Annotated in this window: 20 protein-coding genes; 6 read left to right on the forward strand and 14 right to left on the reverse strand. The window is 39.3% G+C overall.

The window, feature by feature from the left end; all coding sequences use genetic code 11:
- Positions 1 to 183: 183 nt before the first annotated feature.
- The 3 genes from aroA to HS960_RS25475 are packed head-to-tail and all read right to left on the reverse strand — an operon-like array spanning position 184 to position 3,417.
- The gene (aroA, locus tag HS960_RS25465) at positions 184 to 1,434 is read right to left on the reverse strand and encodes a 3-phosphoshikimate 1-carboxyvinyltransferase (RefSeq protein WP_153847718.1); all 1,251 of its coding nucleotides are present in this window, start codon (positions 1,432 to 1,434) and stop codon (positions 184 to 186) included.
- Positions 1,434 to 2,546: a chorismate mutase gene (locus HS960_RS25470; RefSeq protein WP_046671824.1), complete on the reverse strand. Its 1,113-nt coding sequence runs from the start codon at positions 2,544 to 2,546 to the stop codon at positions 1,434 to 1,436. The genes aroA and HS960_RS25470 overlap by 1 nt, the downstream gene beginning before the upstream one ends.
- A 46-nt stretch (positions 2,547 to 2,592) precedes the next feature.
- Entirely contained in the window at positions 2,593 to 3,417 is an 825-nt protein-coding gene (locus tag HS960_RS25475) for a prephenate dehydratase (RefSeq protein WP_046671823.1), read from the reverse strand.
- 571 nt (positions 3,418 to 3,988) lie between these two features.
- Between HS960_RS25475 and HS960_RS25480 the strand changes: the two genes are divergently transcribed.
- Genes HS960_RS25480 through HS960_RS25495 form a run of 4 tightly spaced genes read left to right on the forward strand, consistent with a single transcriptional unit; the run spans position 3,989 to position 6,814 of the window.
- Positions 3,989 to 4,465, forward strand: coding sequence for a thermonuclease family protein (locus HS960_RS25480; protein WP_153847717.1), 477 nt, complete (start codon positions 3,989 to 3,991; stop codon positions 4,463 to 4,465).
- Between the two features lie 14 nt (positions 4,466 to 4,479).
- A complete protein-coding gene (locus tag HS960_RS25485) occupies positions 4,480 to 5,349 on the forward strand; it encodes an EamA family transporter (protein WP_153847716.1) in 870 nt (289 codons plus the stop codon).
- The gene (locus tag HS960_RS25490; RefSeq protein ID WP_153847715.1) at positions 5,346 to 5,963 is read left to right on the forward strand and encodes an IMPACT family protein; all 618 of its coding nucleotides are present in this window, start codon (positions 5,346 to 5,348) and stop codon (positions 5,961 to 5,963) included. The genes HS960_RS25485 and HS960_RS25490 overlap by 4 nt, the downstream gene beginning before the upstream one ends.
- Positions 5,960 to 6,814: a nucleoside phosphorylase gene (locus tag HS960_RS25495; RefSeq protein ID WP_182330805.1), complete on the forward strand. Its 855-nt coding sequence runs from the start codon at positions 5,960 to 5,962 to the stop codon at positions 6,812 to 6,814. Before HS960_RS25490 ends, HS960_RS25495 begins: the two co-directional genes overlap by 4 nt.
- A 110-nt stretch (positions 6,815 to 6,924) precedes the next feature.
- Here the strand turns inward: HS960_RS25495 and rodA are convergent, their stop codons facing one another.
- From rodA to HS960_RS25550, 11 genes are all read right to left on the reverse strand, one after another.
- Entirely contained in the window at positions 6,925 to 8,190 is a 1,266-nt protein-coding gene (rodA, locus tag HS960_RS25500) for a rod shape-determining protein RodA (RefSeq protein ID WP_153847713.1), read from the reverse strand.
- Positions 8,183 to 10,165, reverse strand: a complete 1,983-nt coding sequence (mrdA, locus tag HS960_RS25505; RefSeq protein ID WP_088162766.1) for a penicillin-binding protein 2 — start codon at positions 10,163 to 10,165, stop codon at positions 8,183 to 8,185. The genes rodA and mrdA overlap by 8 nt, the downstream gene beginning before the upstream one ends.
- 27 nt (positions 10,166 to 10,192) lie before the next feature.
- Positions 10,193 to 10,711: a hypothetical protein gene (locus tag HS960_RS25510; protein ID WP_046671817.1), complete on the reverse strand. Its 519-nt coding sequence runs from the start codon at positions 10,709 to 10,711 to the stop codon at positions 10,193 to 10,195.
- The gene (gene mreC / locus HS960_RS25515) at positions 10,704 to 11,546 is read right to left on the reverse strand and encodes a rod shape-determining protein MreC (RefSeq protein WP_070566004.1); all 843 of its coding nucleotides are present in this window, start codon (positions 11,544 to 11,546) and stop codon (positions 10,704 to 10,706) included. Before mreC ends, HS960_RS25510 begins: the two co-directional genes overlap by 8 nt.
- 91 nt (positions 11,547 to 11,637) lie before the next feature.
- On the reverse strand, positions 11,638 to 12,663 hold the full coding sequence (locus HS960_RS25520) for a rod shape-determining protein (protein WP_046671815.1): 1,026 nt from the start codon (positions 12,661 to 12,663) through the stop codon (positions 11,638 to 11,640).
- A 442-nt stretch (positions 12,664 to 13,105) separates the two neighbouring features.
- Positions 13,106 to 14,416 carry an NAD(P)/FAD-dependent oxidoreductase gene (locus HS960_RS25525; protein ID WP_159731309.1) on the reverse strand — a complete coding sequence of 437 codons (1,311 nt, stop codon included), beginning with the start codon at positions 14,414 to 14,416 and terminating at the stop codon, positions 13,106 to 13,108.
- Positions 14,417 to 14,669: 253 nt separating this feature from the next.
- Positions 14,670 to 15,002: a 2Fe-2S iron-sulfur cluster-binding protein gene (locus HS960_RS25530; RefSeq protein WP_159731311.1), complete on the reverse strand. Its 333-nt coding sequence runs from the start codon at positions 15,000 to 15,002 to the stop codon at positions 14,670 to 14,672.
- A 2-nt stretch (positions 15,003 to 15,004) separates the two neighbouring features.
- Positions 15,005 to 16,009 carry an NAD(P)/FAD-dependent oxidoreductase gene (locus HS960_RS25535; RefSeq protein ID WP_153847710.1) on the reverse strand — a complete coding sequence of 335 codons (1,005 nt, stop codon included), beginning with the start codon at positions 16,007 to 16,009 and terminating at the stop codon, positions 15,005 to 15,007.
- Positions 16,010 to 16,011: 2 nt separating this feature from the next.
- On the reverse strand, positions 16,012 to 16,449 hold the full coding sequence (locus HS960_RS25540; RefSeq protein ID WP_159731313.1) for a MarR family winged helix-turn-helix transcriptional regulator: 438 nt from the start codon (positions 16,447 to 16,449) through the stop codon (positions 16,012 to 16,014).
- A gap of 114 nt (positions 16,450 to 16,563) precedes the next feature.
- Positions 16,564 to 19,545, reverse strand: coding sequence for a protein translocase subunit SecDF (gene secDF / locus HS960_RS25545; RefSeq protein ID WP_159731315.1), 2,982 nt, complete (start codon positions 19,543 to 19,545; stop codon positions 16,564 to 16,566).
- A 259-nt stretch (positions 19,546 to 19,804) separates the two neighbouring features.
- Entirely contained in the window at positions 19,805 to 20,281 is a 477-nt protein-coding gene (locus tag HS960_RS25550) for a hypothetical protein (protein ID WP_120333382.1), read from the reverse strand.
- A 224-nt stretch (positions 20,282 to 20,505) separates the two neighbouring features.
- Between HS960_RS25550 and guaB the strand changes: the two genes are divergently transcribed.
- Together guaB and HS960_RS25560 are read left to right on the forward strand one after the other, a co-directional pair.
- Entirely contained in the window at positions 20,506 to 21,981 is a 1,476-nt protein-coding gene (gene guaB, locus HS960_RS25555; protein WP_153847707.1) for an IMP dehydrogenase, read from the forward strand.
- Between the two features lie 143 nt (positions 21,982 to 22,124).
- Positions 22,125 to 24,404 (forward strand): ATP-dependent helicase, encoded by a 2,280-nt coding sequence (locus tag HS960_RS25560; RefSeq protein WP_070565989.1) that lies wholly within the window; start codon positions 22,125 to 22,127, stop codon positions 24,402 to 24,404.
- Positions 24,405 to 24,413 lie beyond the last annotated feature (9 nt).

Genomic DNA, 24,413 nt, shown 5'->3' on the forward strand with positions numbered 1-24,413 from the left:
TTAGATAAATTTGCCTTTAAATGCAATTCTAAAGCACCAGACTGGCTACAAATTTATGGATCTGTAACTCGTATATGGCCTAATAGATTACATCACAATTTTCTGTCCCAGGCTAAAGGCTATCTGGGAGATTGAATAATAAAACAGAGATTAATGTTGATGTTAATCCCTGTTTTTAATATGTTAGTCAATTACAAAAGCTTGCGCTTGTAAATGTTTCCAAAAATCAGGATATGATTTTTCTACAACTTGAGGTTCAGCAATCTTGATTTGGTCAAAAACTAACGCCAGAGGTGCAAATGCCATCGCCATACGGTGATCTTCGTAAGTGTCGAAGGTTACATCTTCAGGCTGATATACCTGTGCTGTTTTCAGGTGATAGGTATCACCATCTTCGATCAATTCAGCACCGAACTTTGCGATTTCGGTCTGTAACGCAGCGATACGGTCGGTCTCCTTAATCTTTAAGGTTTCTAGGCCTGTAAAGGAAACATCACGTTTTAAAGCTGCTGCGATAACGACTACTGTTTGCGCGAGATCAGGACATTCTTTAAAGTCGAACAACGTTTTGTCTGAATTGATTTCTTTTTTATTTAAATGCAATCCATCTGACTCAAAGCTCGAATAAACACCAAAATGCGCCATAATGTCTGTGATGGCAATATCGCCCTGTAAACTATGTTGTCTTAGCCCGGGCAATATAATCGATGCATGAGCATCGGCTAGTGCTACGATAGCATACCAATAGGATGCTGCGCTCCAATCTGGCTCGACATATATGGTTTGCTTTTCAAATACCTGCGGTGCAATTTTAATCGCATTCTCCGTCCATTCATGTTGGATCCCGACACTTTTAAGCATATCTAAGGTCATGGACACATAAGGTCTGGAAGTTAATTCGCCTTCAATCTCTAACGTAAGTCCCTTTTTTAATGCTGGAGCAATTAATAGCAAGGCGGATATATACTGACTGCTGATATTTCCTTTGACCTTAACACGGTCTTTTCCTTGAAATAATCCACCTTCAATCTTCAAAGGAGGATAACCCACTTTTTTTTCATAATGGATTTCGGCGCCAATTTCTTTCATAGCATCGACCAATATCCCGATTGGACGCTGTTGCATGCGCTCTGTCCCCGTCAGGATGAAATTTCCTTTAACAAGGTTGAGGTAAGCTGTAAGGAAGCGCATAGCCGTTCCTGCAGGGCCTATGTCAATCGTATTATAACCGGGTTGCGGTTCTGATGCGATTTGCAATACGCGGTTTAGGGTAACCGTATCTGCAGCCTCAGAGAGGTTGGCTATTTCAACTTGTCCTTTACTCAGCGATTGGATAATAAGAGCACGGTTGCTCTCAGATTTTGAACCTGTGAGTTGGACCGTGCCCTGTATTTTTTTTGAAGGATGCGTCAGCGTGATGACTTCTTGATTCATTATGCTTCTGCTGTTGGTTGCTCCTGAGTATTCATGACCGCATTTTGTTTGCGGATAGATTCGTTGTGAATTAATTCGAGGAATTTCGTCGCAAATTCGCTACCTAAAGAAAGCGCTTCCGCTAATTTAGTGCGTTTTTGAACAATTTCATCCCAACGGTTAACCTGCAAAATTGTCACGTTGTTATCGCGTTTGTATTCGCCGATTTTCTCAGCTATTTTCATGCGTTCACCAATTTTTTGGATGATCAAATCATCTAATTTGTCGATATTGCTACGCAATTCTGCTAATTTATCTTCGAATGAAGGATTGTCAGAAGCTGCTTTACGTAATGTCAAGTGGTCGATCAACTCGGCCAATGCAGCTGGCGTTACTTGTTGTTTTGCGTCAGTCCAAGCGACAGATGGATCAATATGTGATTCGATGATCAATCCTTGCATATCCATATCCATTGCTTTTTGTGCGATGTATGGTAACAATTCGCGGTTTCCACAGATGTGACTTGGGTCGTTGATGATCGGTAGATTAGGACAAGCAGTTTTTAACTGAATCGCTAAATCCCACATTGGTTCATTACGGAATGCTGTTTTCTCGTAAGAAGAGAAACCTCTATGGATAGCACCTAATTTTTTGATACCAGCACGGTTGATACGTTCCAATGCACCGATCCACAACGATAAATCTGGGTTTACAGGGTTTTTAACAAATACTGGAATATCTACACCTTGTAAAGCATCAGCAATTTCTTGTACGGTAAATGGATTGGCTGTTGAACGTGCGCCTACCCATAGTACATCCACACCAGCAGCCAAAGCTTCTTCCACGTGTTTTGCAGTAGCAACTTCAGTAGCTGTTAATAAACCTGTTTCTTCTTTCGCTCTTTTCAACCACTCCAAACCAATTGAACCGATTCCTTCAAATTCTCCCGGACGAGTACGTGGCTTCCAGATACCAGCACGTAAAATATTTACTTTTCCGGTATTTGCCAACAAATGCGCTGTCGATACCAACTGCTCTTCTGTTTCTGCGCTACAAGGGCCTGCGATAATTAAAGGTTTGTCTCCTGTGTCCAACCAAGATTTTAAAGGAGTGATGTCTAATGTATTTTTCATGTTAAGTTTGATTATCTATTTTAATATTGTATGCGTAAATTGTTAATTATAGTTTTTCGTTTTTGACATACTCGCCCATAATATTGAAATTAACACTATGTTTGAGTACTTTACGTATTGCTGCTTCGTAGTCTGTTTGTTTTTTCCATTCTACGTCAACGAAAAAATCATATTCATTGCGTTTTCCGATTACCGGCATTGACTGAATTTTGCTCAAGTTGATATTCTGTTCGGCAAAGCATTGTAAAATAGTCGCCAGAGATCCTACTGTATTTCCTGTTTGGAATGATAATGACGCTTTATTAGCATTCTTATGTTCGACAACCTCATTGGATAATACGAGGAAACGTGTTGCGTTCTTCTTATTGGTTTCGATTCTCTTTTCTAATATTTCAAGACCATAGATTTCAGCAGCCAATGTCCCAGCAATTGCCGCAGTATCCGTTAATTTGCGCTCCGCAATCATTTTCGCAGTTGCAGCGGTATCAGATCCCTCGGTTATACGTACACCTTCAAGTTCAGAAAGAAATTCTTCACATTGGCGAATGGCAATCGGATGCGATTCGATGTGTTTGATATCCTTTAATTTAACGCCTGGCAATACCATGAGATTCTGTTGGATGTTTAGGTAAACTTCTCCAGTGATATGGAACTTATAATCTCTCAATAAATTATAATTCGGTAATAGACTTCCCGCAATTGAATTCTCGATCGCCATAACGATATAGTCGACTTTTCTTTGCTTCAGCAATTCACAAGTTTTTTTAAATGAATCACATTCTACAATTTCAACTTCTCTTCCGAAAAATTTAAATGCGGCCTCTTCATGAAATGAAGCCTTTGCTCCCTGTATTGCAATTTTTAAACTCATTGTTTTTTTGTTCGCTATGTTGTCTCCAAAAAAAAGAGTCCCGATCATTTGAACCGGGACTCTTCTTGTTTGTATTTTTTATGATTTATACACAATCTAATCCCGGCTCTTATTTTTAAAATAAAAGAAGTTAAAATAGAAATATGTATATGATCTGTTCATCCTGTTGTTGTTTGACATTTCAAATGTACGAATGTTTTTGAAATATCAAAGAAAAAAATAATTTTTTATTATAAATATTGAGTTAATTTCATGGTTTTTTTATGTGTTTTTATATGATTTTTTGATTAATTTTTGGTGGTTTATTTGTAATGTTTTTAAAGTGTTTATTTTTCTTTAATTCTGGTATTATGTTGTTTTTTAGTTGTTTAAGTTTTTATTTTGTTGTTTTTATTTTATAATAAATTATGTTTTTGTGTTATTTTTTATGTTAAAAATATCTGTGTTTTTATGTGATTTTTTGTTGTTTTTTTTGTATTAAATTTATGTGTTTTTACTATTAATATTTCCGTTTTTTTTGGCTGTTTTGTTAAAAAAGTATTTTACTACCTTTGGGCAAACGCTGGATTTTATGCTAAAACGACGTAATTTTTATGTATGTGTATGTATGATCTGTTTTTTATTGACAGGTTTTACGTTTAAAGGAGAGGAAAAAGACGCGAAGGTAAAGCGCGTTATCGATGGCGATACCTTTGTCATTGAAAATGGAACCTCAAAAGGGGAGAAAGTTAGGTTGATAGGGGTAGATGCCCCGGAAACGAGACGGACAGCACGTAAGGAGATCGGTTACTATGGTCAAGAAGCGAAGCAGTATTTAACGGGGATGTTGAATGGGAAAAGTGTAAAGTTAGTCTTTGACGTTGGAAAACGGGATCGGTATGGAAGACTTCTTGCCTATGTGTATATTGGAAAGAAATTTGTCAATCGGGATTTGGTTGAACAAGGTTATGCAGTATCTTATACGCTAGCACCAAATGTACAATATGCAGATTTATTTGTAAAATTGGAACGTCAGGCTCGTCAGGAGAAACGTGGCCTTTGGAAATAAATGAATTTTGAATCATGATTTTTGTTTTATTAAGTGTCATCTGCAGCGTAACCGTTGCTGTTTTATTAAAATTGGCAAAACAAAATGGAGTCGAAACCAAACAAGTTATCGTTTGGAATTACCCCATGGCGGTTGCACTGACCTATTTTGTATTGCAACCTGATCTAAAATCGCTGGTATGGGATGCTATGCCGGTTACGTTGTATACGAGTCTGGCGATATTACTTCCTGGGATGTTTGTTTTTATAGCTTTGTCCATTCGCTATAGTGGTTTGGTCAAGACAGAGATTGCACAACGCTTATCGTTGTTTATTCCCTTGCTTGCATCATTTTTCTTCTTTCATGAAAAAATGGAGGGACATAAGATGCTTGGAATAGCCTTTGGTTTGTTGGCCATCCTGTGTTCTATTGGTTGGCAAAAAAATCAGTATAGTAGCTCGATGGCAGATAGGCGTTATAAAGCGCTTTATCCATTATTGGTATTTATCGGTATGGGCATAATTGATATCCTCTTTAAACAGGTCGCCTTGCATGTTAATATACCTTATATCAGTTCCATGTTTATTATCTTTGTGATGGCGATGTTTATTGCAATGGTGCTATTGCTGTATTTCCTTTTTGTGGAACAGCAACGTTTTTCAAAGCAAGCTATGGGATATGGATTGGTTTTGGGTGTATTTAACTTTTGTAACATCCTGTTCTATATGAAAGCGCATCGTGCCCTACCAGAAAATCCATCAGTCGTATTTACTGGGATGAATATTGGTGTGATCTCATTGGGCGCTTTAATTGGCGTCTTATTTTTTAAGGAAAGGTTATCGTTATTGAATTATATAGGCATAGCGCTTTCTATTGTTTCAGTTTTAATCATAGCATATCTATGAGTTTATTTGAAGATACTTACCGGACTATTGATGCAAAATACGAGGGAATTTTTAGGGATAAGGGCAGTAAGTTTATTGCTTATGCTTTTCCATTTAAATCCGAAGATCAATTAAAAGATCTGATCTTGGAAGTGAAAGCGATTCATCCGAAAGCGAGACACCATTGTTGGGCTTATCGTCTCACACCAGATCGTGCGGTCTTTCGCGTGAATGACGATGGAGAACCTTCAGGGACAGCAGGACGCCCTATTTTGAACGTCCTCCTATCGATGGATGTCACCAACGTTATCGTGATTGTCGTTCGTTATTTCGGTGGTACTTTGTTGGGTGTCCCAGGCTTGATTAATGCCTACAAATCAGCAACCCAAGATGCTTTGACCCAAGCAGAAATTATCGAGCGTACAGTGAATGACCATTATAGTATTACCTTTGATTACCTCCATATGAATGATATTATGCGGATCATAAAGGAAGAGGACGTGGAAATTGAAAAGCAGAAATTTGATAATCAGTGTTATTTGGAGTTTGAAGTCCGAAAAATGCAAGTCAATCGAATTGTTGATCGGTTTTCCAAAATAGAAGGTTGTCAGTTAACTTATTTATATACGATATGATCAACGAATCGGAATTGATTTTAAACTCAGATGGCAGTATATATCATCTGAATTTGTTGCCGGAGGATCTGGCAAATACAGTAATCACAGTTGGTGATCCAGATCGTGTAGCCAAAGTATCGAAGTACTTTGATCGTATTGAACTCAAAAAAGGGAAGCGTGAGTTTATTACGCATACTGGCTATTTGGGAAATAAACGGTTGACGGTAATCTCAACAGGTATAGGTACTGATAATATAGATATTGTGTTGAATGAACTGGATGCACTGGCAAATATTGATTTCGCCAATAGAACGGTAAAGTCGACGCTCAGCTCATTGGATATTGTTCGCATTGGAACCTCTGGAGCGGTACAACAAGATGTTGAGATGGGAACTATTTTGGCCTCTGCTTATGGAATAGGTCTTGATGCATTGATGAACTATTATCAGGGATCTTACGACGGTGAGGAGCAGGCGCTTCAGGCTGAACTAGCCGAATATTTTTCCGCATTAAACCTAAAACCCTACGTTGCGAAAGCTGGCGCAAGCCTTCTGGATCGAATTGCCTTTGATTTACCGAAGGGAGTCACGTTGACTGCGCCCGGATTTTATGCTCCACAGGGAAGGACTGTTCGCTCAACTAATACGATCCCCAATTTTATAGACTTGATCAAGTCCTTCCAATATAAAGATCAGCGTTTCACCAATTTGGAAATGGAAACAGCTGGTATTTATGCATTGGCTAACATGTTTGGACATCAGGCTTTATCCATCAATGCAATCTTGGCAAGTAGGGTAGATGGTCGGTTTTTTTCCGCACCTGAAGAAGTTGTTGATAAAGCTATACAGCTCGTTTTGGAACGTATTTAACCGTTTATCTGTGCCATGAAGGGAGACTTTAGTTTTTCTCAATTGATGCAGTAAAAGAGTTGAGAAGAACTAAAAACCAAATAAGGATTCAAATAGAAAAGGAGTTGTTTTTAGACAACTCCTTTTCTATTTGAATCAAATTTAAGCATGATGAACAGTAAAATGGTGAAACTCCATAAGGATGAACCACCATAACTAATAAAAGGCAGCGGAATCCCGATAACCGGAACAATACCTATAGTCATACCGATATTGATAAATAAGTGAAAAAAGAGGATGGATGCTACACCGTATGCATATATCCTGGCAAAGGCTGAACGCTGTCGTTCAGCTATATGAATAATGCGTAGCAGTAAGATGAGATAGATAAGTAATAAGGTAACCGATCCAACAAATCCCCACTCTTCTCCAACAGTGCAGAAAATAAAGTCCGTACTCTGCTCAGGCACAAAATTGTATTTTGTTTGAGTTCCCTGTAGGTAACCTTTGCCTAGAAGCTGCCCTGATCCAATTGCAATCTTCGACTGATTCAAATTATATCCTTTGCCCTTAGGGTCTTCCATTTTGCCCAGGATAATGTCAATACGGTCGCGTTGATGGGGTTGTAGCACATGTTCATACACCAAGTCCACACAGAGAACAAATACAGCGCAGGCTGCAAAAAGTATACTCAAATTAATAATGTATTTCCTTCTCTTGCGGTAGTTCCACATAACAAGGCCAATGAGCAATGCTAAAATCAAGATAAGTATCCATGGCTCGACCAATAAAGCAAGGACAAAAAGTAAAATACAGAGACCGCCAAATATTAGTAGTTCATTATTTACATAGCCCTCACGGTAGAATACAAAAATCAACGAAAAGAATGCAAGGGCAGATCCCGTATCGGGTTGTAACATAACCAAAAATACAGGAAATAAGACAATACCGGCTCCCATTGCCAGTGTCTGCATGGTCGGAGCTTTATTACTTTGTGAACTTAAAAAGTTAGCCAAGAGCAGACAGGTTGAAAGTTTTGCAAACTCAGAGGGCTGTAAGCGGAAAAAACCTAAGTCAATCCATGCCTGATTTCCGCCGACATTTCGCCCTACAACGAGCACGATAACAAGCAGGACAGCTGTTATACCATAAAATATCGGTGAAGCGGAGCTGAAAAATTTGGCGTCTATGATCAGAATGGATACCCCTAGAATAATTGCGGAAACAAGATATAAAGACTGTTTTCCATAATTGGTCCCTAAGGTAAAGAAATTGGGTAGTTCAGGATTAAATACAGCCGCACGGATATTGAATAAGCCAATTAAGCATAGCGCAAGCCAAAGAGTGATGGTTAGCCAGTCTATCTTTCCAAAGAAACTAGTTTTTTGATTATTCATATCTTCTCTTTATCTCGCTATGGTGAACAATTGTTTCCTTTGGTTTTGTTAAGGCAGCCAGCTGACGTTTTGATTTTAAGGTGTCGGTTTTCGATTTGACTGAATCCGTCTTTTTTACATCTTTAGCCTTTGGATCCACAACCTTTTTTGGTGCAGGAAGAAAATTCGCTTTATAAATGCGGTCCTGAATATATTTTGGTGCAGTTATCGTGTCTTTGAGGTATTTCTCAACCATCATACTTGCGATAGGTCCTGCCCAGGTTCCACCGTAACCAGCATTTTCAACAAAGACAGCAATGGCAATTTTAGGATTTTCTCGAGGTGCAAAAGCAAAGAAAACGGCATGGTTTTCTCCGTGTGGGTTTTGTGCTGTACCTGTTTTTCCGCACATTTCGATGCCTGGGATACGATTGGCCCAAGCAGTACCTTCGGGCGTATTGACAGCATCACTCATCCCTTGGATAACAACAGGATAATACCGCTCATCCACACCGGCACTGACTTTTTCGGTGAATTCCTTCTTGGCAATTTTCTGTGCGCCAATACCTTTAATCAAATGGGGTCTGTAATAAAAACCTTTGTTGGCAACGATAGCCATAATATTGGCCATTTGCAGCGGCGTTATACCCATTTCCCCTTGTCCAATAGATAAGGAGATATTGAAACTTGAACGCCATTTATCGTTACCATATCGTTTGGTATAAAAATCTGACGTAGGTAGTAAACCTGGTTTTTCACCCGGTAGATCAATCCCTAGTTTATGGCCAATTCCAAACTGTGTCACTGCATTGCGCCATAGATCGTAGGCCTTAGGTCCCGAAAGCCCACGTCCGTCGATCATCTTAGCATAGGTAAATCCATAGTAGGTATTACATGATACAGCTACAGATCGCTGTAATGTAGTTGATCCATGATAGTGTGTACAGCCCATCCAGCCGCGTCCACCACCATAGCTATATCCATGTGGACAGAAAAATACCGTATTGCGATCAATAACACCAGCCTGCTGCGCAGTCAGTGCCGAAACAACCTTAAATACAGAGCCTGGGGGGTAAGAGGCTTGAATAGGACGGTTAAAAAGCGGTTTGGTGTCGTCTTTCAATAATTTCATATAATTATTGCCAGACTGTCTGCCGACCATCATGTTTGGATTGTAACTTGGGCTACTTACATACGCCAAGATTTCACCCGTTGCAGGTTCAATAGCGACAATGGACCCCAATTTATTTTTCATGAGGTTTTCCCCTAGAATCTGGAGGTCCTTATCCAAAGAGGAAACCAGTCCTTCCCCTGCAACAGCAAGTGTGTCGTATTTCCCCTCCATAAATACCCCTTTCGGGCGGTTCAGCGCATCAACCATTAAGTTGTTGACACCGCGTTTTCCGCGAATAAGGTCTTCATAAGAACGTTCTACCCCACTTCGGCCAATATAGTCACCACTACGATAAAACCCATTGGAGCGTTCAATATCTTTATCATTTACCTCACTCACATAACCCAAAAATTGAGCCGCTATGCTGTCGGGATAACTCCTGATTGTTCTTTTTTGGACATAGAAACCACGAAATTGATATTGGTATTCCTGATATTGGGCCCATGTCCGTACAGAAAGCTGTTTTTCAAAAATGGATGCACGGTAAGGCGAGTGTACTCTTGCCTTTTCCATCCGTTTGATAAAGCCTTCCTTGTCAATGTCTATCAATTTGCAAAACAAAGCGGTGTCAATTTCTTTCACCTCACGTGGAGTAACCATAAGGTCATATACCGGTTCGTTCTGAACTAATACCTTTCCTTTTCGGTCCAATATAACCCCTCTGGCCGGGTACACAATGACCTTACGCATGACATTGCTGTTTGCGGAATGTATATAGGAATCGTCTATGATCTGTAAATAGAATAAGCGGGCCACCAAGGTCAATGTGATGGCAATAAAGATTCCCGAAACGACGTACTTACGCGCAAAAAAACTGTTCATAGAAATGAATTTCTATCCATCGATCTACTACAACCGATCTTTCTTTTTGTAGAATAATATGCTAAATAATAGCATGATAATTACTGTAAATATACAACTTAAAACTATACTCAATAAGGTGTATTGGATGTGCTGGAAGGAAAAAGATTCCAAGAGATACAAAAATGTATGATGAATCAATGTTCCGAAAAAGATGTAGGAAAAGAACCAGCGAATATTCATGAACCCCAACATCGGGGTAAAAAAAGATTCGCGTTCTTCAACTTCGAGCGTAATTTTCATGAAGAAAATACGGAAGGCTGCCAATGCAACACAGGCTGCGGTATTGACACCAAGGGTATCATAAAATGAATCTACGGTAAGTCCTGTGAGAAATGCGATCAAATACACCAGGAAATTAGGTGTTCCTGTCGGAAGTAAAAAAATAAATAAGATATAGGGAAATGCAGCGACCAGATTGTAATAACCGATATTTTGAAATAGGAAAACTTGCATGCCTATCAAAACGATAAATCGAATAATATTAAATATTAAAATCCTAGCCATTGTCCTTTGTCGATTCTTCTAGTGTCTTTAATTCTTTATTCAACAGGTCTTTTACAACGTAGACATGTTGCAAGTTGGAGAAATTGGTGCTCAATAATAGTCTAAGATCCAAAAAAGCATCTCCTGAAGAAATACCCGTCTGAATGACCGTCCCGACAAAAATTCCTTTTGGAAAATGTCCTGAATATCCTGAGGTATACACTTTGTCTCCTTTGTTGACTTTGATATGGTTTGGAATTTCCTTGACCATTGCCGCGCGGTAATCCATGCTATTGCCCCATACCAACGAGCCGAAGACCTCGGTATGCCCCAGTGTAACGGATATACGCGTATCTGGATGCAATAGGGATTGAACTGTCGAGAAGTTTTGGGAAACATTCAAAACAATACCAACTACCCCGTTGGGAGCGATAACACCCATACCTCGCTCTATACCGTCTTTACTGCCTTTATCGAGTGTAATCGTATTTGCCTTTTGGTGAATGCTATTGTTGATGACATTCGCAATAATAAATTCGTAACGCCCAAACTCACTGCTATCGATTGCTGGGACAGGACCGATCTTGATGCTGTCAGTTGATCGATAGGCTTGTAAGTCCTTCCTTAATTGTGCATTTTCCTTTGCAAGTGCATCGTTAGTCTCCCCGAGGTGCAGATAGCTTTTCCAGGAATTGACCTTTGCATACAGGCCTCCGATGATACTATTTGAAGAATTTAAAACAGAGTTACGTTGGAAAGAATTGTTGGTGATCACCAAAAATAACGAGAATCCAAAAAATAGGATAAACCAGAAGAATGCATTATATCGTCTCAGGAATAACCAAAGGTTTCTCATTTTTTAATGTGGGTATTTAATAAGCAAGCGATATAATAGTTTTGCATATTATATCGCTCTTTAATAAAATATTGTTATTAATTATCGAACGTTATGATTGCATCAAAAATTTAAATCGTCCAATATTTTTAAGTGCAATACCAGTTCCTCTTACGACAGCACGTAACGGATCTTCGGCAATATGTACTGGAAGTTTAGTTTTCGCTTGTATACGACGGTCCAAACCACGCAATAATGCACCACCACCGGTAAGATAGATACCTGTTTGATAAATATCTGCTGATAATTCTGGAGGAGTGATTTCAAGTGCTTTTAAGATCGCCTCTTCAATTTTTGATATGGACTTATCTAGACAATGCGCTATTTCGGTATAAGAAACAGTGATTTGCTTAGGAACACCTGTCATCAAATCACGGCCTTGAACAGCGAAATCTGCCGGTGGTTCCTGTAACTCAGGTAGAGCAGCACCGACTTCAATTTTGATTTTTTCAGCCGTACGTTCACCGATCATGATGTTATGTTGTCTTCTGATGTATTGAACGATGTCAGAGTCGAAGTTATCACCAGCAACACGAATGGACTGGTCACATACAATACCCGATAAAGCGATGACAGCAATTTCAGTGGTACCACCACCGATATCGATAATCATATTACCCATTGGTTCTTCCACATCAATTCCGATTCCTACAGCAGCAGCCATGGGTTCATGAATTAAATAGACTTCTTTGGCACCCGCAATTTCTGCTGAATCGCGCACAGCTCTTTTCTCTACTTCCGTAATACCGGAAGGAATACAAACAACCATACGTAGGGAAGGGAAAAACCAGCTCTTACCATTGTTTACCAATTTTACCATACCTCTGATCAGGTGTTCAGCTGCCGTAAAATCAGCGATTACTCCATCACGCAAAGGACGTACTGTCTTTATATTGTCGTGTGTTTTACCCTCCATTTGCATGGCCTGGCGACCAATGGCGATCACTTTGTTTGTGGTGCGGTCAAATGCAACAATAGAAGGTTCATCCACTACTACTTTGTCATTATGAATTATTAGGGTATTTGCAGTACCCAAGTCAATCGCAACTTCTTGCGTAAACCAATTAAATAAGCCCATCTGCTAATCCTTAAGCTATTTTAAAATAATATGCAAACCTACACAAAAAAAATTAATCTTTTTGAGGTTATACATCAAAAAAAACTACATTCTGAAAGTAAATTCTATCTGGAAAAAACTGTCTTTAAATTTAACGAATATAATCTGTAATTCTTACGTCCAAGGTGAAGTTATTTTTAATTGGACGCCGTGTTAAAGAAGAATTAAGCAGGTGTTTTTGAAATCATTGACTGCGAGAAGAAAGAATCCAATCTTGAAAAGGTGGTTTTGACAACTATCTGGAGAGGGCTGTTGTTTCGAAGTGTTCCCACACTCCGCTATTACATCTTTTTGGCGAGTGGATTAAACAGGTAAGATAGGGGTAAAAAAACAGCGCCATTATCGTTTGGGATAATGGCGCTGTCGATGTATTGAAATAGTTTATATAGACTCCAATAGAAAGTTATTGCGCTGTTTCTGCCTGCTGTTCTTCCGGAGTCGGCTCATCATATTTGTGAAAGATCAAACGGACACCACTGTTTTTGGTGAAAAATTTGACCGACCAGTTTACGAATGTGATCAATTTATTTCTGAATCCATAGATGGACATCAAATGGACAAACATCCACGTCATCCAGCCAAAGAATCCATTGAAATGGATTTTTCCCATGTCAACGACAGCTTTATTACGACCTATCGTAGCCATGGATCCTTTGTCAAAATAGTTGAATTTCTCGGTTGGTTGATTGGACATTGTTTGAAGAATGTGTTTTGCAACATATGCTCCCTGTTGTTGTGCTACCGGTGCAACACCTGGTAAGCCACGAGGAAGATCATCTGTAATAAATGCCGAAACATCACCAATGGCATAGACAGCTGGCATATCGATAACACGGCATTGATCGTCTGTCTGTATACGGTTACCACGTTGGATAATCTCCTTTTTGAAACCATTCGGATATTGCCCAGCTACACCTGCTCCCCAGATAACCGTTTTTGTTTCAATGCTTCTGCCATCGGCGAAAGTAATTGAATTGCCATCATATCCTGTTACCTGAACATTTAATAGTATTTCTACACCCAAATCTTTGAGGTACTTTTCTGAATCTTTAGAAGATTTTTCAGATAAGTTAGCCAATACTTTTGGAAGTCCTTCAACCAGGTACACCGACATCTCAGATTTTTTCAATTCTGGATAATCTTTCTCAAGAACATTGTTTTTGATTTCTGCAATTGCCCCCGAAAGTTCTACACCTGTTGGACCACCCCCAACAATTACAAAATTCAAATTAGCCTTACGATCAGTAGGGTTTTCTATCCGTACCGCTTGTTCGAGGTTCTGTAAAACATAGCTTCGAATATTTAATGCTTCTTGTATGTTTTTCATCGGCAAAGCATATTTTGTGATTTGTTGATTGCCGAAGAAGTTCGTTGTAGCACCTGTAGCAACAATTAAATAATCATAGTCAAAATCACCAACATCTGTTCTTACAATCTTAGCCTCGTTGTCTACGCTTTTTACGTCAGCAAGTCTAAAATGAAAGTTGTCTTGGCCTTTGAACATTTTGCGGACAGGGAAAGAGATGGAGTCCGCTGAAAGAGTACCCGTAGCAACTTGGTACATCAATGGTTGAAAAGTATGAAAGTTATTTCTGTCCAGCAACAGAACTTCAACTTCCTTATTTTTAAGCTTTTTAGCAACTTCAATTCCTCCAAATCCAGCACCAATAATGATTACTCTTGGGAATTTTCTATTTGAACTATTGCTTGGCATATTTTTAATAGTTTGTTGTAAAAATTCGGTACAATCGAATTAAGCTGCAAATATCTTAAATTTTGACTCAAAAAGCTAAGAAATATTTATTTATTGTGCTGATATGTTGTGAATTTTATTGTAAAGTAGCTAATTCTTTCAACAATATGTTTTGTACTTATTTGATTTTTAGTTCTTTATGGTGAATATTGCTGTCTCAAAAAAAAATAGATTAATAGTGTTATCATTGTGTATTTTATACACAATGATAACACTATTGTAGCGCGCCTTTTATCTTGATTTTCATACCGTTGTTGTTATTATGCAGATAAAGCTGACAGGCAAGCCGGCTTTGATCATCGGCATCCGGAAGCGTATCCAGCATATCGAGCTCCTGATCACTCGCTGAAGGAAGCGTATCCAGGCCTTCGACAACTTCGACATGGCAGGTAGCGCACAGCGCCATACCACCACAAGTGGCCAATATTTCATATTCGGATGCCTTTAAAATCTCCATGAGTGAAAGATTGATATCGGTAGGAACCTCCAACGTATTTTCGGTCTCATCACGATCAATAACAGTGACTTGAATTAAATTATCGTCCATGGCTAGAATGTATTTATACCGTTTACAGTGGTGTATTTGAATGTCAATTTTTGATCTGGGTAGACAAATTTAAAAGCACTTTGACACATAAGTGCAGCCTCATGGTACCCGCAAAGAATGAGTTTCAGTTTGCCTGGATAGGTGTTGATGTCTCCAATAGCATAGATCCGCTCGATATTGGTTGAGTAATCAAACGTATTGACCTCTATCGCATTTTTATCGATATTTAATCCCCAATCTGCGATTGGACCAAGCTTCGGCGTAAGACCATATAAGGGAATGAAATAGTCTGCATCTGTTGCGATGACTTCTTTTTCTTTATTTGTTGTTTCAACATGGGACAAGTAGTCATTGCCATGAATATTGGTCAGATTGTGGGACAATAATAAGTTGATCTTACCCTGTTGGGCCAATTTGAAAACCTTTTCAGCGGAGTCCGGAGCGCCCCTGAAGGAGTCACTTCGGTGGATTAAAGTGACCTGTTGCGCAATATCTGCGAGATGGAAAGTCCAATCGAGCGCGGAATCACCACCACCGGCAATGACGATTTTTTTATCCCGGTACTTGGCTGGGTCTTTTACCATATAATCTACGCCTTTCCCTTCAAAGAGGTGAAGATTTGGAATTTCGGGCTTGCGCGGTTCAAAGCAACCTAGGCCCCCAGCGATGACAATGACCTGTGTATGAACCATCGTATGATCATTGGTTTCTACAATAAAAGAACCGTCGTCCTGTTTTGTTATATGTTCCACACGCTCGCCTAAGGTGAATGTGGGGTCAAAGGGTTTAATCTGTTCAAGCTGTTTATCGATCAACTCCTGCGCAGTGATACTCGGATAACCAGGAATGTCGTAGATAGGCTTATGGGGGTAGATCTCTGAAAGTTGACCGCCCACTTGGGGGAGCACATCAATCAAATGGCAGCGCATTTTTAAAAGCCCAGCTTCAAAAACTGCGAATAGGCCAACAGGTCCTGCTCCGATGATACAGATATCCGTATTTATCATAGCTATTCTATATTTAAATTGTTATATATTGTATTCAAAATCCTTGTGAAAGCTTCGAAATCTTTGTCCGCTAGATTTTCCCAGGCCTTCATGCGAATCTCCGTAACAATTGGCGTAAGCGATGCTACTTTTAATTTTCCTTCTTCTGTCAAATGGAGGTAGAGACTTCGACGGTCTGTTTCGTCAGTGATCCGCTCAGCCAGATTTTTTTTAAGGAGGATATCTACGATCCGTGTCAGTGTGGGCTGGTCTTTTCCGCAGCGCTTGGCCAGTTCTTTTTGTGAAAGTTGATCTGTTTCGTACAAAGCCTTTAAAATGGTCCATTGGTCTACAGTAATATCAAATCCTTTCTCGGCAAAAGAAGATTGGGCGAACTGTTTTACTTTCTTGGCTGTTTGGTCCAAGATGAAAGAGTAGCGGTCAAATTTTTCGTTTAGCATACAAATATTTAGTACAACAAATATATTTAAAATATTTAGTGTGACAAGTAATTTGAATGCAATAAAAAAGGGCGTTCATTCGAACGCCCTTTTTTATTTTATCAATATCAGCTATTATGGTCTTACGACTTCAGCTTTTTTAGCAGTATTACCTTCTGCCAAATGCTTTCCTTTACGTAAGTCATATACTGAAGGTGCAGCTAAGATAATAGATGAATATGTACCTACGATAACACCGATTAAGATCGCGAATGAGAATCCACGGATAACTTCACCACCAAAGATAAACAATACAGCAAGAACAAATACGATTGTCAACGATGTGATAATTGTTCTACTTAATGTCGAGTTGATCGCATGGTTTACGACATCGCCAAGATCTTCATTATGCGCATTTGGTTTCGATACGAATTCACGTAAACGGTCAAATACAACCACTGTATCATTCACCGAGTAAGCAATTACAGTTAATATCGCTGCTACAAAGTGTTGGTCAATATCAAGTGAGAATGGTACGATACCATCCAAGATAGAGAATAATCCCAATAAAATAATCGCATCGTGAATTGTTGCAATAGCTGCTCCAACTGAATATTCCCATTTATGGAAACGAATCAAGATGTAAGCTGCAACAATGATGATAGAGAAAATTGCTGAGCTGGTTGCTCTGGATTTGATATCAGTAGCGATACTTGGTCCAACTTTTTGAGACGAAAGAATCTCATGTTTATTGGACGCATCTACTTTCGATAAACCTTGGTTTAATTTGTCCAATACTTCTTTATCGGCAGTATCCGAAGTTTCTTCAATATGGTAAGTTGTTGTAATACGCAATTGATTGGCTGCACCGAATACTTTTACCTCTGTTGTTTTCTTGAAGATATCATCCAAGTTTGTACGCACAGCTTCTAAGTCCACAGGTTTATCATAGCGAACAGTATAAGTACGTCCACCTTGGAAATCCACACCTAAACTGAATCCTTTTGTGAAAATTGATGCAGCAGAAATTAACACAGCAACGATTGAAATCGCGTAAAAGATTTTACGTTTCTGCACGAATTTGAAGTTTGCGTTATGCAGAGTGTTTGCAGACCAAGGGAAAGAGACTTTGATTTTGAAATCTTTCGCCAACATCCATTCAAAGATAACACGTGTAACTAAGATCGCAGTAAACAATGAAGTAATAATACCCACCATTAACGTTGTTGCGAAACCTAAGATCGGACCACTACCAAATAAAAATAGGATAATACCAATTAAGAAGGTTGTGATCTGCGAATCCAGGATGGAAGGTAAAGCATGTTTGTAACCATCGGCAACAGCCTGACGGATCGATTTTCCTAAGCCTAGTTCTTCACGGATACGTTCATAAATCAAAACGTTTGCATCGACAGCAGTACCCATTGTCAATACGATACCGGCAATACCAGGTAGGGTCAGTACAGCATTTAAGGATGCCAATACCCCCATAATGATAAATACGTTTAACAATACCGCGATGTTCGCTACGATACCCGCAGTATTGTAGTAAGCGATCATAAAGATCATTACAACGATAATACCGATAACAGCAGAATTTACACCGGCGTCAATGGCAGCTTGACCTAAAGTAGGACCAACAACGGCTTCTTCAACGATTTTAGCAGTTGTCGGAAGACGACCTGCCTTCAATACGTTTGCTAAATCTTTGGTATCTTCTACCGTAAAAGATCCAGAGATTGATGAGCTACCATTTGGAATTTCACCGTTTACAGAAGGAGCAGAATAAACTACATTATCAAGCACGATAGCAATTGCATCTCTGTTTTGAGCTGCTTTTGCTGTAATTTTCTTCCATTGATGAGCACCTTCACTGTTCATTTGCATACCAACCACAGGTTGATTTTTCTCATCAAAGTTTGCTGTTGCGTCAGTGACCACATCACCTGTCAATACAGCACCATTGTCCTGTCCAGACCCCTTAATTGCATATAATGATAGTTGCTCAGGTGTTTTTTGTTCAGGTTTAACAGCCCATAAAAGCTTTAAGTTTCCTGGAAGGATTGATTTCACCTCAGGACGTTGCAAGTAAGCATTTACTTTTGCCGTATCTTTTAATGAAGCAATACCGACCATTGAACCTGGCATAAGTGCCATTTGTTGGTTTTCGCCCATATAAACAGCTGGACGTAATACTTCAAATAATGGGTTTTTCTGACCTAGATTTACAGCAGCACTGTCTTTCTTAGCATCTTTTTTACCACCGGTTAGATTAGACAATAAATCATCTGATTTTTTGCTCGTATCTGCAGCAGCATTTGTCGTAGCAGCTGGAGCAGCTTTTAACGTTGATGCTAAAGTTTTATCGATATTTTCCAGTATTGGATAAACTTCCTGGTTTGTATATGTTTCGTAGAATTCCAATTTAGCCGAACCTTGTAATAGGTTACGAACACGGCTTTCATCTTTCACACCAGGTAATTCGATCAAAATACGGTTTGTACCTTGTTGAATTTGAATGTTTGGAGATGCAACGCCAAATTTGTCGATACGTGTACGAAGTACTTTGTATGAATTTTGGATAGCATTGTCTGCTTCTTTTTGAAGGAATGATTCAACTTTGGAGTCTGAATCACCAGGTTTAATTAGAGCAGCGTTATCTTTTGTTGAAAAGAATGTCGAAAGTGGAGTTGTAGCACCGATGGATTTGTACTCTTCCATAAATAAAGCAACGACTGTTTTTGCACTCGTTTTGCTTTTTACCACTGCTTGCTCCAACGCTTTGTTGAATTTCTCATCTTTTGGATTGTTCGCCAAATTGCGGATCAATTCGTCCAATGAGATTTCCATTGTCACGTTCATACCACCTTTCAAATCCAATCCCAAAGCGAGTTCATTTGCTTTGGCTTCCCGATAGGTGTATTTTGCAAAACCTAAATTGTACACTACTTCACCGGCCATTGAGTCGAGATAGCTTTTCTCTTTCGCCAAATCTCCTTTGGCAAAATTCTCAGCATCTCGTTCCACATTGCGGGTCACCCAAGTAAATGATAGGGAGTATAGACACGCTAATGACACCACTATCACTAAAAGTTTAATCAGCCCTTTACCTTGCATCGTCTGTTATAATTGTATTAATTTTAATGTTAAATACTGTTTATGTAATTGATAATTAGTTCTCGTTTAATCACATTTTACCAAGAATGGCAAAGGTATAAAATTTTTGTAGAATGAAAAGTTTTATTTACGCCAATCAGGTCAATGGCATAAAAATAGGAGAATTGAAGAAAAAAAGAAATATTTATTGATTTTATTTATAAAAAAAGGTCCTGCTCAAAATAGAGAAGGACCTTTTATACTGTTTAGTTGTTTTATATTATCTCAATGTGTATTTAATACCAAATGAGAATGTTGACGCATGGAAATCACTTCCATGGTTTAATTGCCAATCTGGTTTCCAGTCAGCATGAAATCCAATTGGTGCTGAAGGAATTTTAAATTCCAAGCCTAATTGTGGTCTTAAGCTTATCGCTGTATAATTATCTCCAATATCAAAGAAAGTAGCCTGTGCACCAATACCTGCATACCATCCTAATCCAGCTGCTCCACGGAAAGGTCTAGCATGTTGCCAGTCAGCCCCTATTGCTACAACATGGTCGTCAAACATCACTTGTGCTTGACCGTTGTTAGCTCCTCCGATTGATTGTTTATATTGAACACCCCAAAGATCAGCGTGTTTAGTGCCATCAAACACAACACCAATTGCTGCACGTTGAGGAGATTGAGCTTTCGCTTCCTGTGCGCCAAATGCTAATGCTGCGACGGCAGCTAATGAGAGTAATGTCTTTTTCATAATTATCTTATCTTTATATTTTCATTAATTAAAATAACTTTTCGTGTTACCAAAAGCAAATAGCCTGCCAAAAAATGATAAAGGCTGGGACGTACCCTAAGTGAATGCTTAATTCATAACGGTTCTAATTTGTCTTCCGATTGTAATTTGTATCTTTTATTTTTTATTATTGCTTATTTTTCTTAAATTTGCCTGGCAAATAGAAAACCCAATACATATTTGCCATGCAATTAGATCCACAAAAATTCGTAGCAGAAGGTCTCACTTACGACGACGTCTTATTAATTCCAGCTTATTCTGAAATTTTACCCCGTGACGTTGATACGAGCACTTCGCTAACAAAAAAAATCAAATTAAATATTCCATTGGTTTCTGCAGCAATGGATACGGTAACCGGTGCTGATTTGGCGATTGCGATTGCACAAGCTGGCGGTATTGGTATGTTACATAAGAACATGACGATTGCAGAACAAGCTGCTGAAGTACGCAAAGTAAAACGTTCGGAGAGCGGTATGATTCAGGATCCAGTAACGTTATTGGCAACAGCAACTGTGGGTGATGCCTTCAATATTATGAAGGAACACAAAATCGGTGGGATTCCTGTTGTGAACGAACAAGGTCAATTGGTCGGTATTGTAACGAATCGTGATCTTCGTTTCCAAAAAGATATGAGCCGTCCAATCAACGAGTTGATGACTAAGGAAAATCTTGTCGTTGCTCCCGAAGGAACGGATTTGGTGAAAGCGGAAGAAATTCTTCAGAACGAAAAAATCGAAAAACTTCCAGTAGTCAATGAAGAAGGTATTTTGAAAGGCTTGATTACCTTTAAAGATATCCAAAAATATAAGCATTACCCCAATGCTGCCAAAGATAGTCATGGCCGTTTATTGGTTGGTGCGGCAGTAGGCGTTACTCCAGATACCCTTGACCGCGTTGAGGCTTTGGTGAAAGCAGGTGTGGATGTGGTCACAATCGATACGGCACACGGGCATTCTAAAGGTGTAATCGATAAGTTGAAATTGGTGAAATCGCAGTTCCCTGAGCTACAGGTAATCGTTGGAAATATTGCGACAGGTGCAGCAGCAACAGCTTTGGCTGAAGCAGGTGCAGATGCCGTAAAAGTAGGTATCGGACCTGGCTCAATTTGTACAACCCGTATTATTGCTGGTGTCGGTGTTCCTCAGCTTTATGCTGTATATGAAGTTGCCAAAGCACTTAAAGGAACTGGCGTGCCATTGATTGCAGATGGTGGTATCAAACAAACAGGTGATATTGCAAAAGCAATTGCAGCCGGAGCAAGCACAATTATGGCTGGATCTTTATTCGCTGGTGTGGAAGAAGCTCCAGGCGAAACAATTATCTATGAAGGACGTAAGTTTAAATCTTACCGCGGTATGGGCTCAATCGAAGCCATGGAAAAAGGATCTAAAGATCGTTATTTCCAAGACGTAGAAGATGATATCAAAAAATTGGTTCCTGAAGGTATTGTTGGTCGTGTTCCTTACAAAGGTACATTGGCTGAGGTCGTTTATCAATATATTGGCGGATTACGCGCTTCTATGGGATACTGTGGTGCTGCAACAATTGAAAAATTACAGGAAGCACAGTTTGTCCGTATTACAGGAGCAGGGTTGAGAGAGTCCCATCCACATAATATTTCCATTACAAAGGAATCACCAAATTATAACAGCAGAGGCTAGATGTTGCTTGGATGATATAAAAACCGATAATCTTGATTATCGGTTTTTTTTGTGTAAAAATATTAGCAAGATAGCCCCAGTGATCAATAGGAAATTTGTACTTTTATACCCTATTCTCAGGTTTTAAAATTTAAGGAGTTAATTTGGATTATTTAGCGGGTTTAAACCCTTCACAACGAGGAGCCGTAGAGCAAACAGAAGGTCCTGTGATGATTGTTGCGGGAGCTGGTTCAGGAAAAACACGGGTAATTACCTATCGTGTAGCACACTTGATTCGAAAAGGTGTTGATCCATTCAATATCTTGGTATTAACATTTACCAACAAGGCCGCCAAAGAGATGCGCGCACGTATCGTTTCTGTTGTTGGGAGCGAAGCGAAAAATATTTGGATGGGCACATTCCACTCGGTATTTGCAAAAATACTCCGTGTAGAAGCTGAATTGATCGGTTATCCCAGGAACTTTACCATCTACGATACGGACGATACCAAAAGTTTGCTGCGAGCAATTTTAAAGGAAATGAATCTCGATGATAAGCTGTATAATGTCAATCATGTGTACGGACGTATCTCACAGGCAAAAAACAACCTGATTTCACCGCAGGAATATAATAAGAATGAAGCCATATTGGCCGAAGATATTTCCAATGGTCGTGGTCAATTGGGACAGATTTATATGACCTATGCACAACGCTGTTACCGTGCTGGGGCAATGGATTTTGATGACCTCTTGTTTAAAACAAATGTCTTGTTAAATAAGCATCCAGAGGTACTGCATAAATACCAGCATCAATTTCGTTATCTGATGGTCGATGAGTACCAGGATACCAACTTCTCTCAATACCTTATTGTCAAACGCCTGGCAGCAGTCAACGAAAATATCTGCGTGGTAGGGGATGATGCACAATCGATCTATGCATTTCGTGGTGCAAATATTCAGAACATCCTGAATTTCCAAAAGGATTATCCTGATGTGAAGATCTTTAAACTGGAGCAGAATTATCGATCGACTAAAATGATCGTGAATGCAGCCAATTCGGTGATTGCGAATAATCAGAATCAATTGGAAAAAAATGTTTTCTCGGATAATGAAGAGGGCGAAAAGATCAAGGTTTCACGTGCTTTCTCTGACAATGAAGAAGGTAAGATCGTTGCCGACCAGATCATTGAAGAGAAATCGTTAAAAGGGCTTAATTATAAAGATTTTGCTATTCTGTATCGTACCAACGCCCAATCCAGGGCAATGGAGGAGGCCTTACGCAAAATTAATATCCCCTATAAAATATACGGTGGTACTTCTTTCTATCAGCGCAAAGAAATTAAAGATCTGATCGCGTATTTCAGACTCACCTTCAACCCAAATGATGAGGAAGCACTAAAGCGTGTTATCAATTATCCACGTAGAGGGATAGGGGATACGACGATAGAGAAGATCATGATCGCTGCAGATCAGAATCAATATCGTATATGGGATGTTGTTGCAAATGCAGCCCAGTTTCTAGACGGACGTAGTGCAACTTCTGTCGGTGGTTTTGCACAGATGATACAGAGTTTTCAGGCTCTTGCCAAAAACAATAACGCATTTGATACAGCAATGCATATCGCGCAGCACTGTGGTATTCTGAAAGAATTGTATGAAGACAAATCTGTGGAGGGATTGGCACGTTACGAAAATATCCAGGAACTCCTCAATGGGATCAAGGAATTTTCGGAACGGGAAGATATCGAAGAGCGTGGACTTGATGTCTATATGCAGGATATCGCCCTGTTGACGAACGACGATAATGATAAAGATCCAAATGCTGATACTGTATCATTGATGACCATCCACTCTTCCAAAGGATTGGAGTTTCCGATCGTTTTCATTGTAGGCTTAGAAGAAAACCTATTTCCTTCCCAGTTGTCGTTGAATTCCAGGTCGGAATTGGAAGAGGAACGAAGACTTTTTTATGTCGCTGTTACGAGAGCTGAAAAAAAATTACTACTTTCGTATGCTACTTCGCGATATCGTTGGGGAACGCTGAATAACTGCGAACCCAGTCGCTTCTTGGATGAATTGAATCCGGCATGTCTTGCATTGGATTTTAAACCACGACAAACTTCTGCCTCAGCCGGAAGTTTTCAAGGCGAACGAATTGCATGGCAACAAAAAGACAGTGATGATACGTTTTCTAAACCTAAGCCTAAGCCTATGGTTAAAACGACATCAATACTGCCGAAAGCCCACAAACCTACTGCGGGTTTTGCTCCTTCAGATACATCAAATCTTCAAGTCGGCATGGAAGTTGAGCATGAACGCTTTGGATTTGGGAAAGTTGTTAATCTCGAAGGAAACAAAGGAGATATAAAAGCAACTATTTTCTTTAAAGAGTTGGGACAGAAACAATTGTTGCTTAAATTTGCAAAACTTAGAATAATTCAATAATAAAATACC

It is taken from the genome of Sphingobacterium paramultivorum, from assembly GCF_014109745.1.
Lineage (GTDB): Bacteria > Bacteroidota > Bacteroidia > Sphingobacteriales > Sphingobacteriaceae > Sphingobacterium > Sphingobacterium paramultivorum.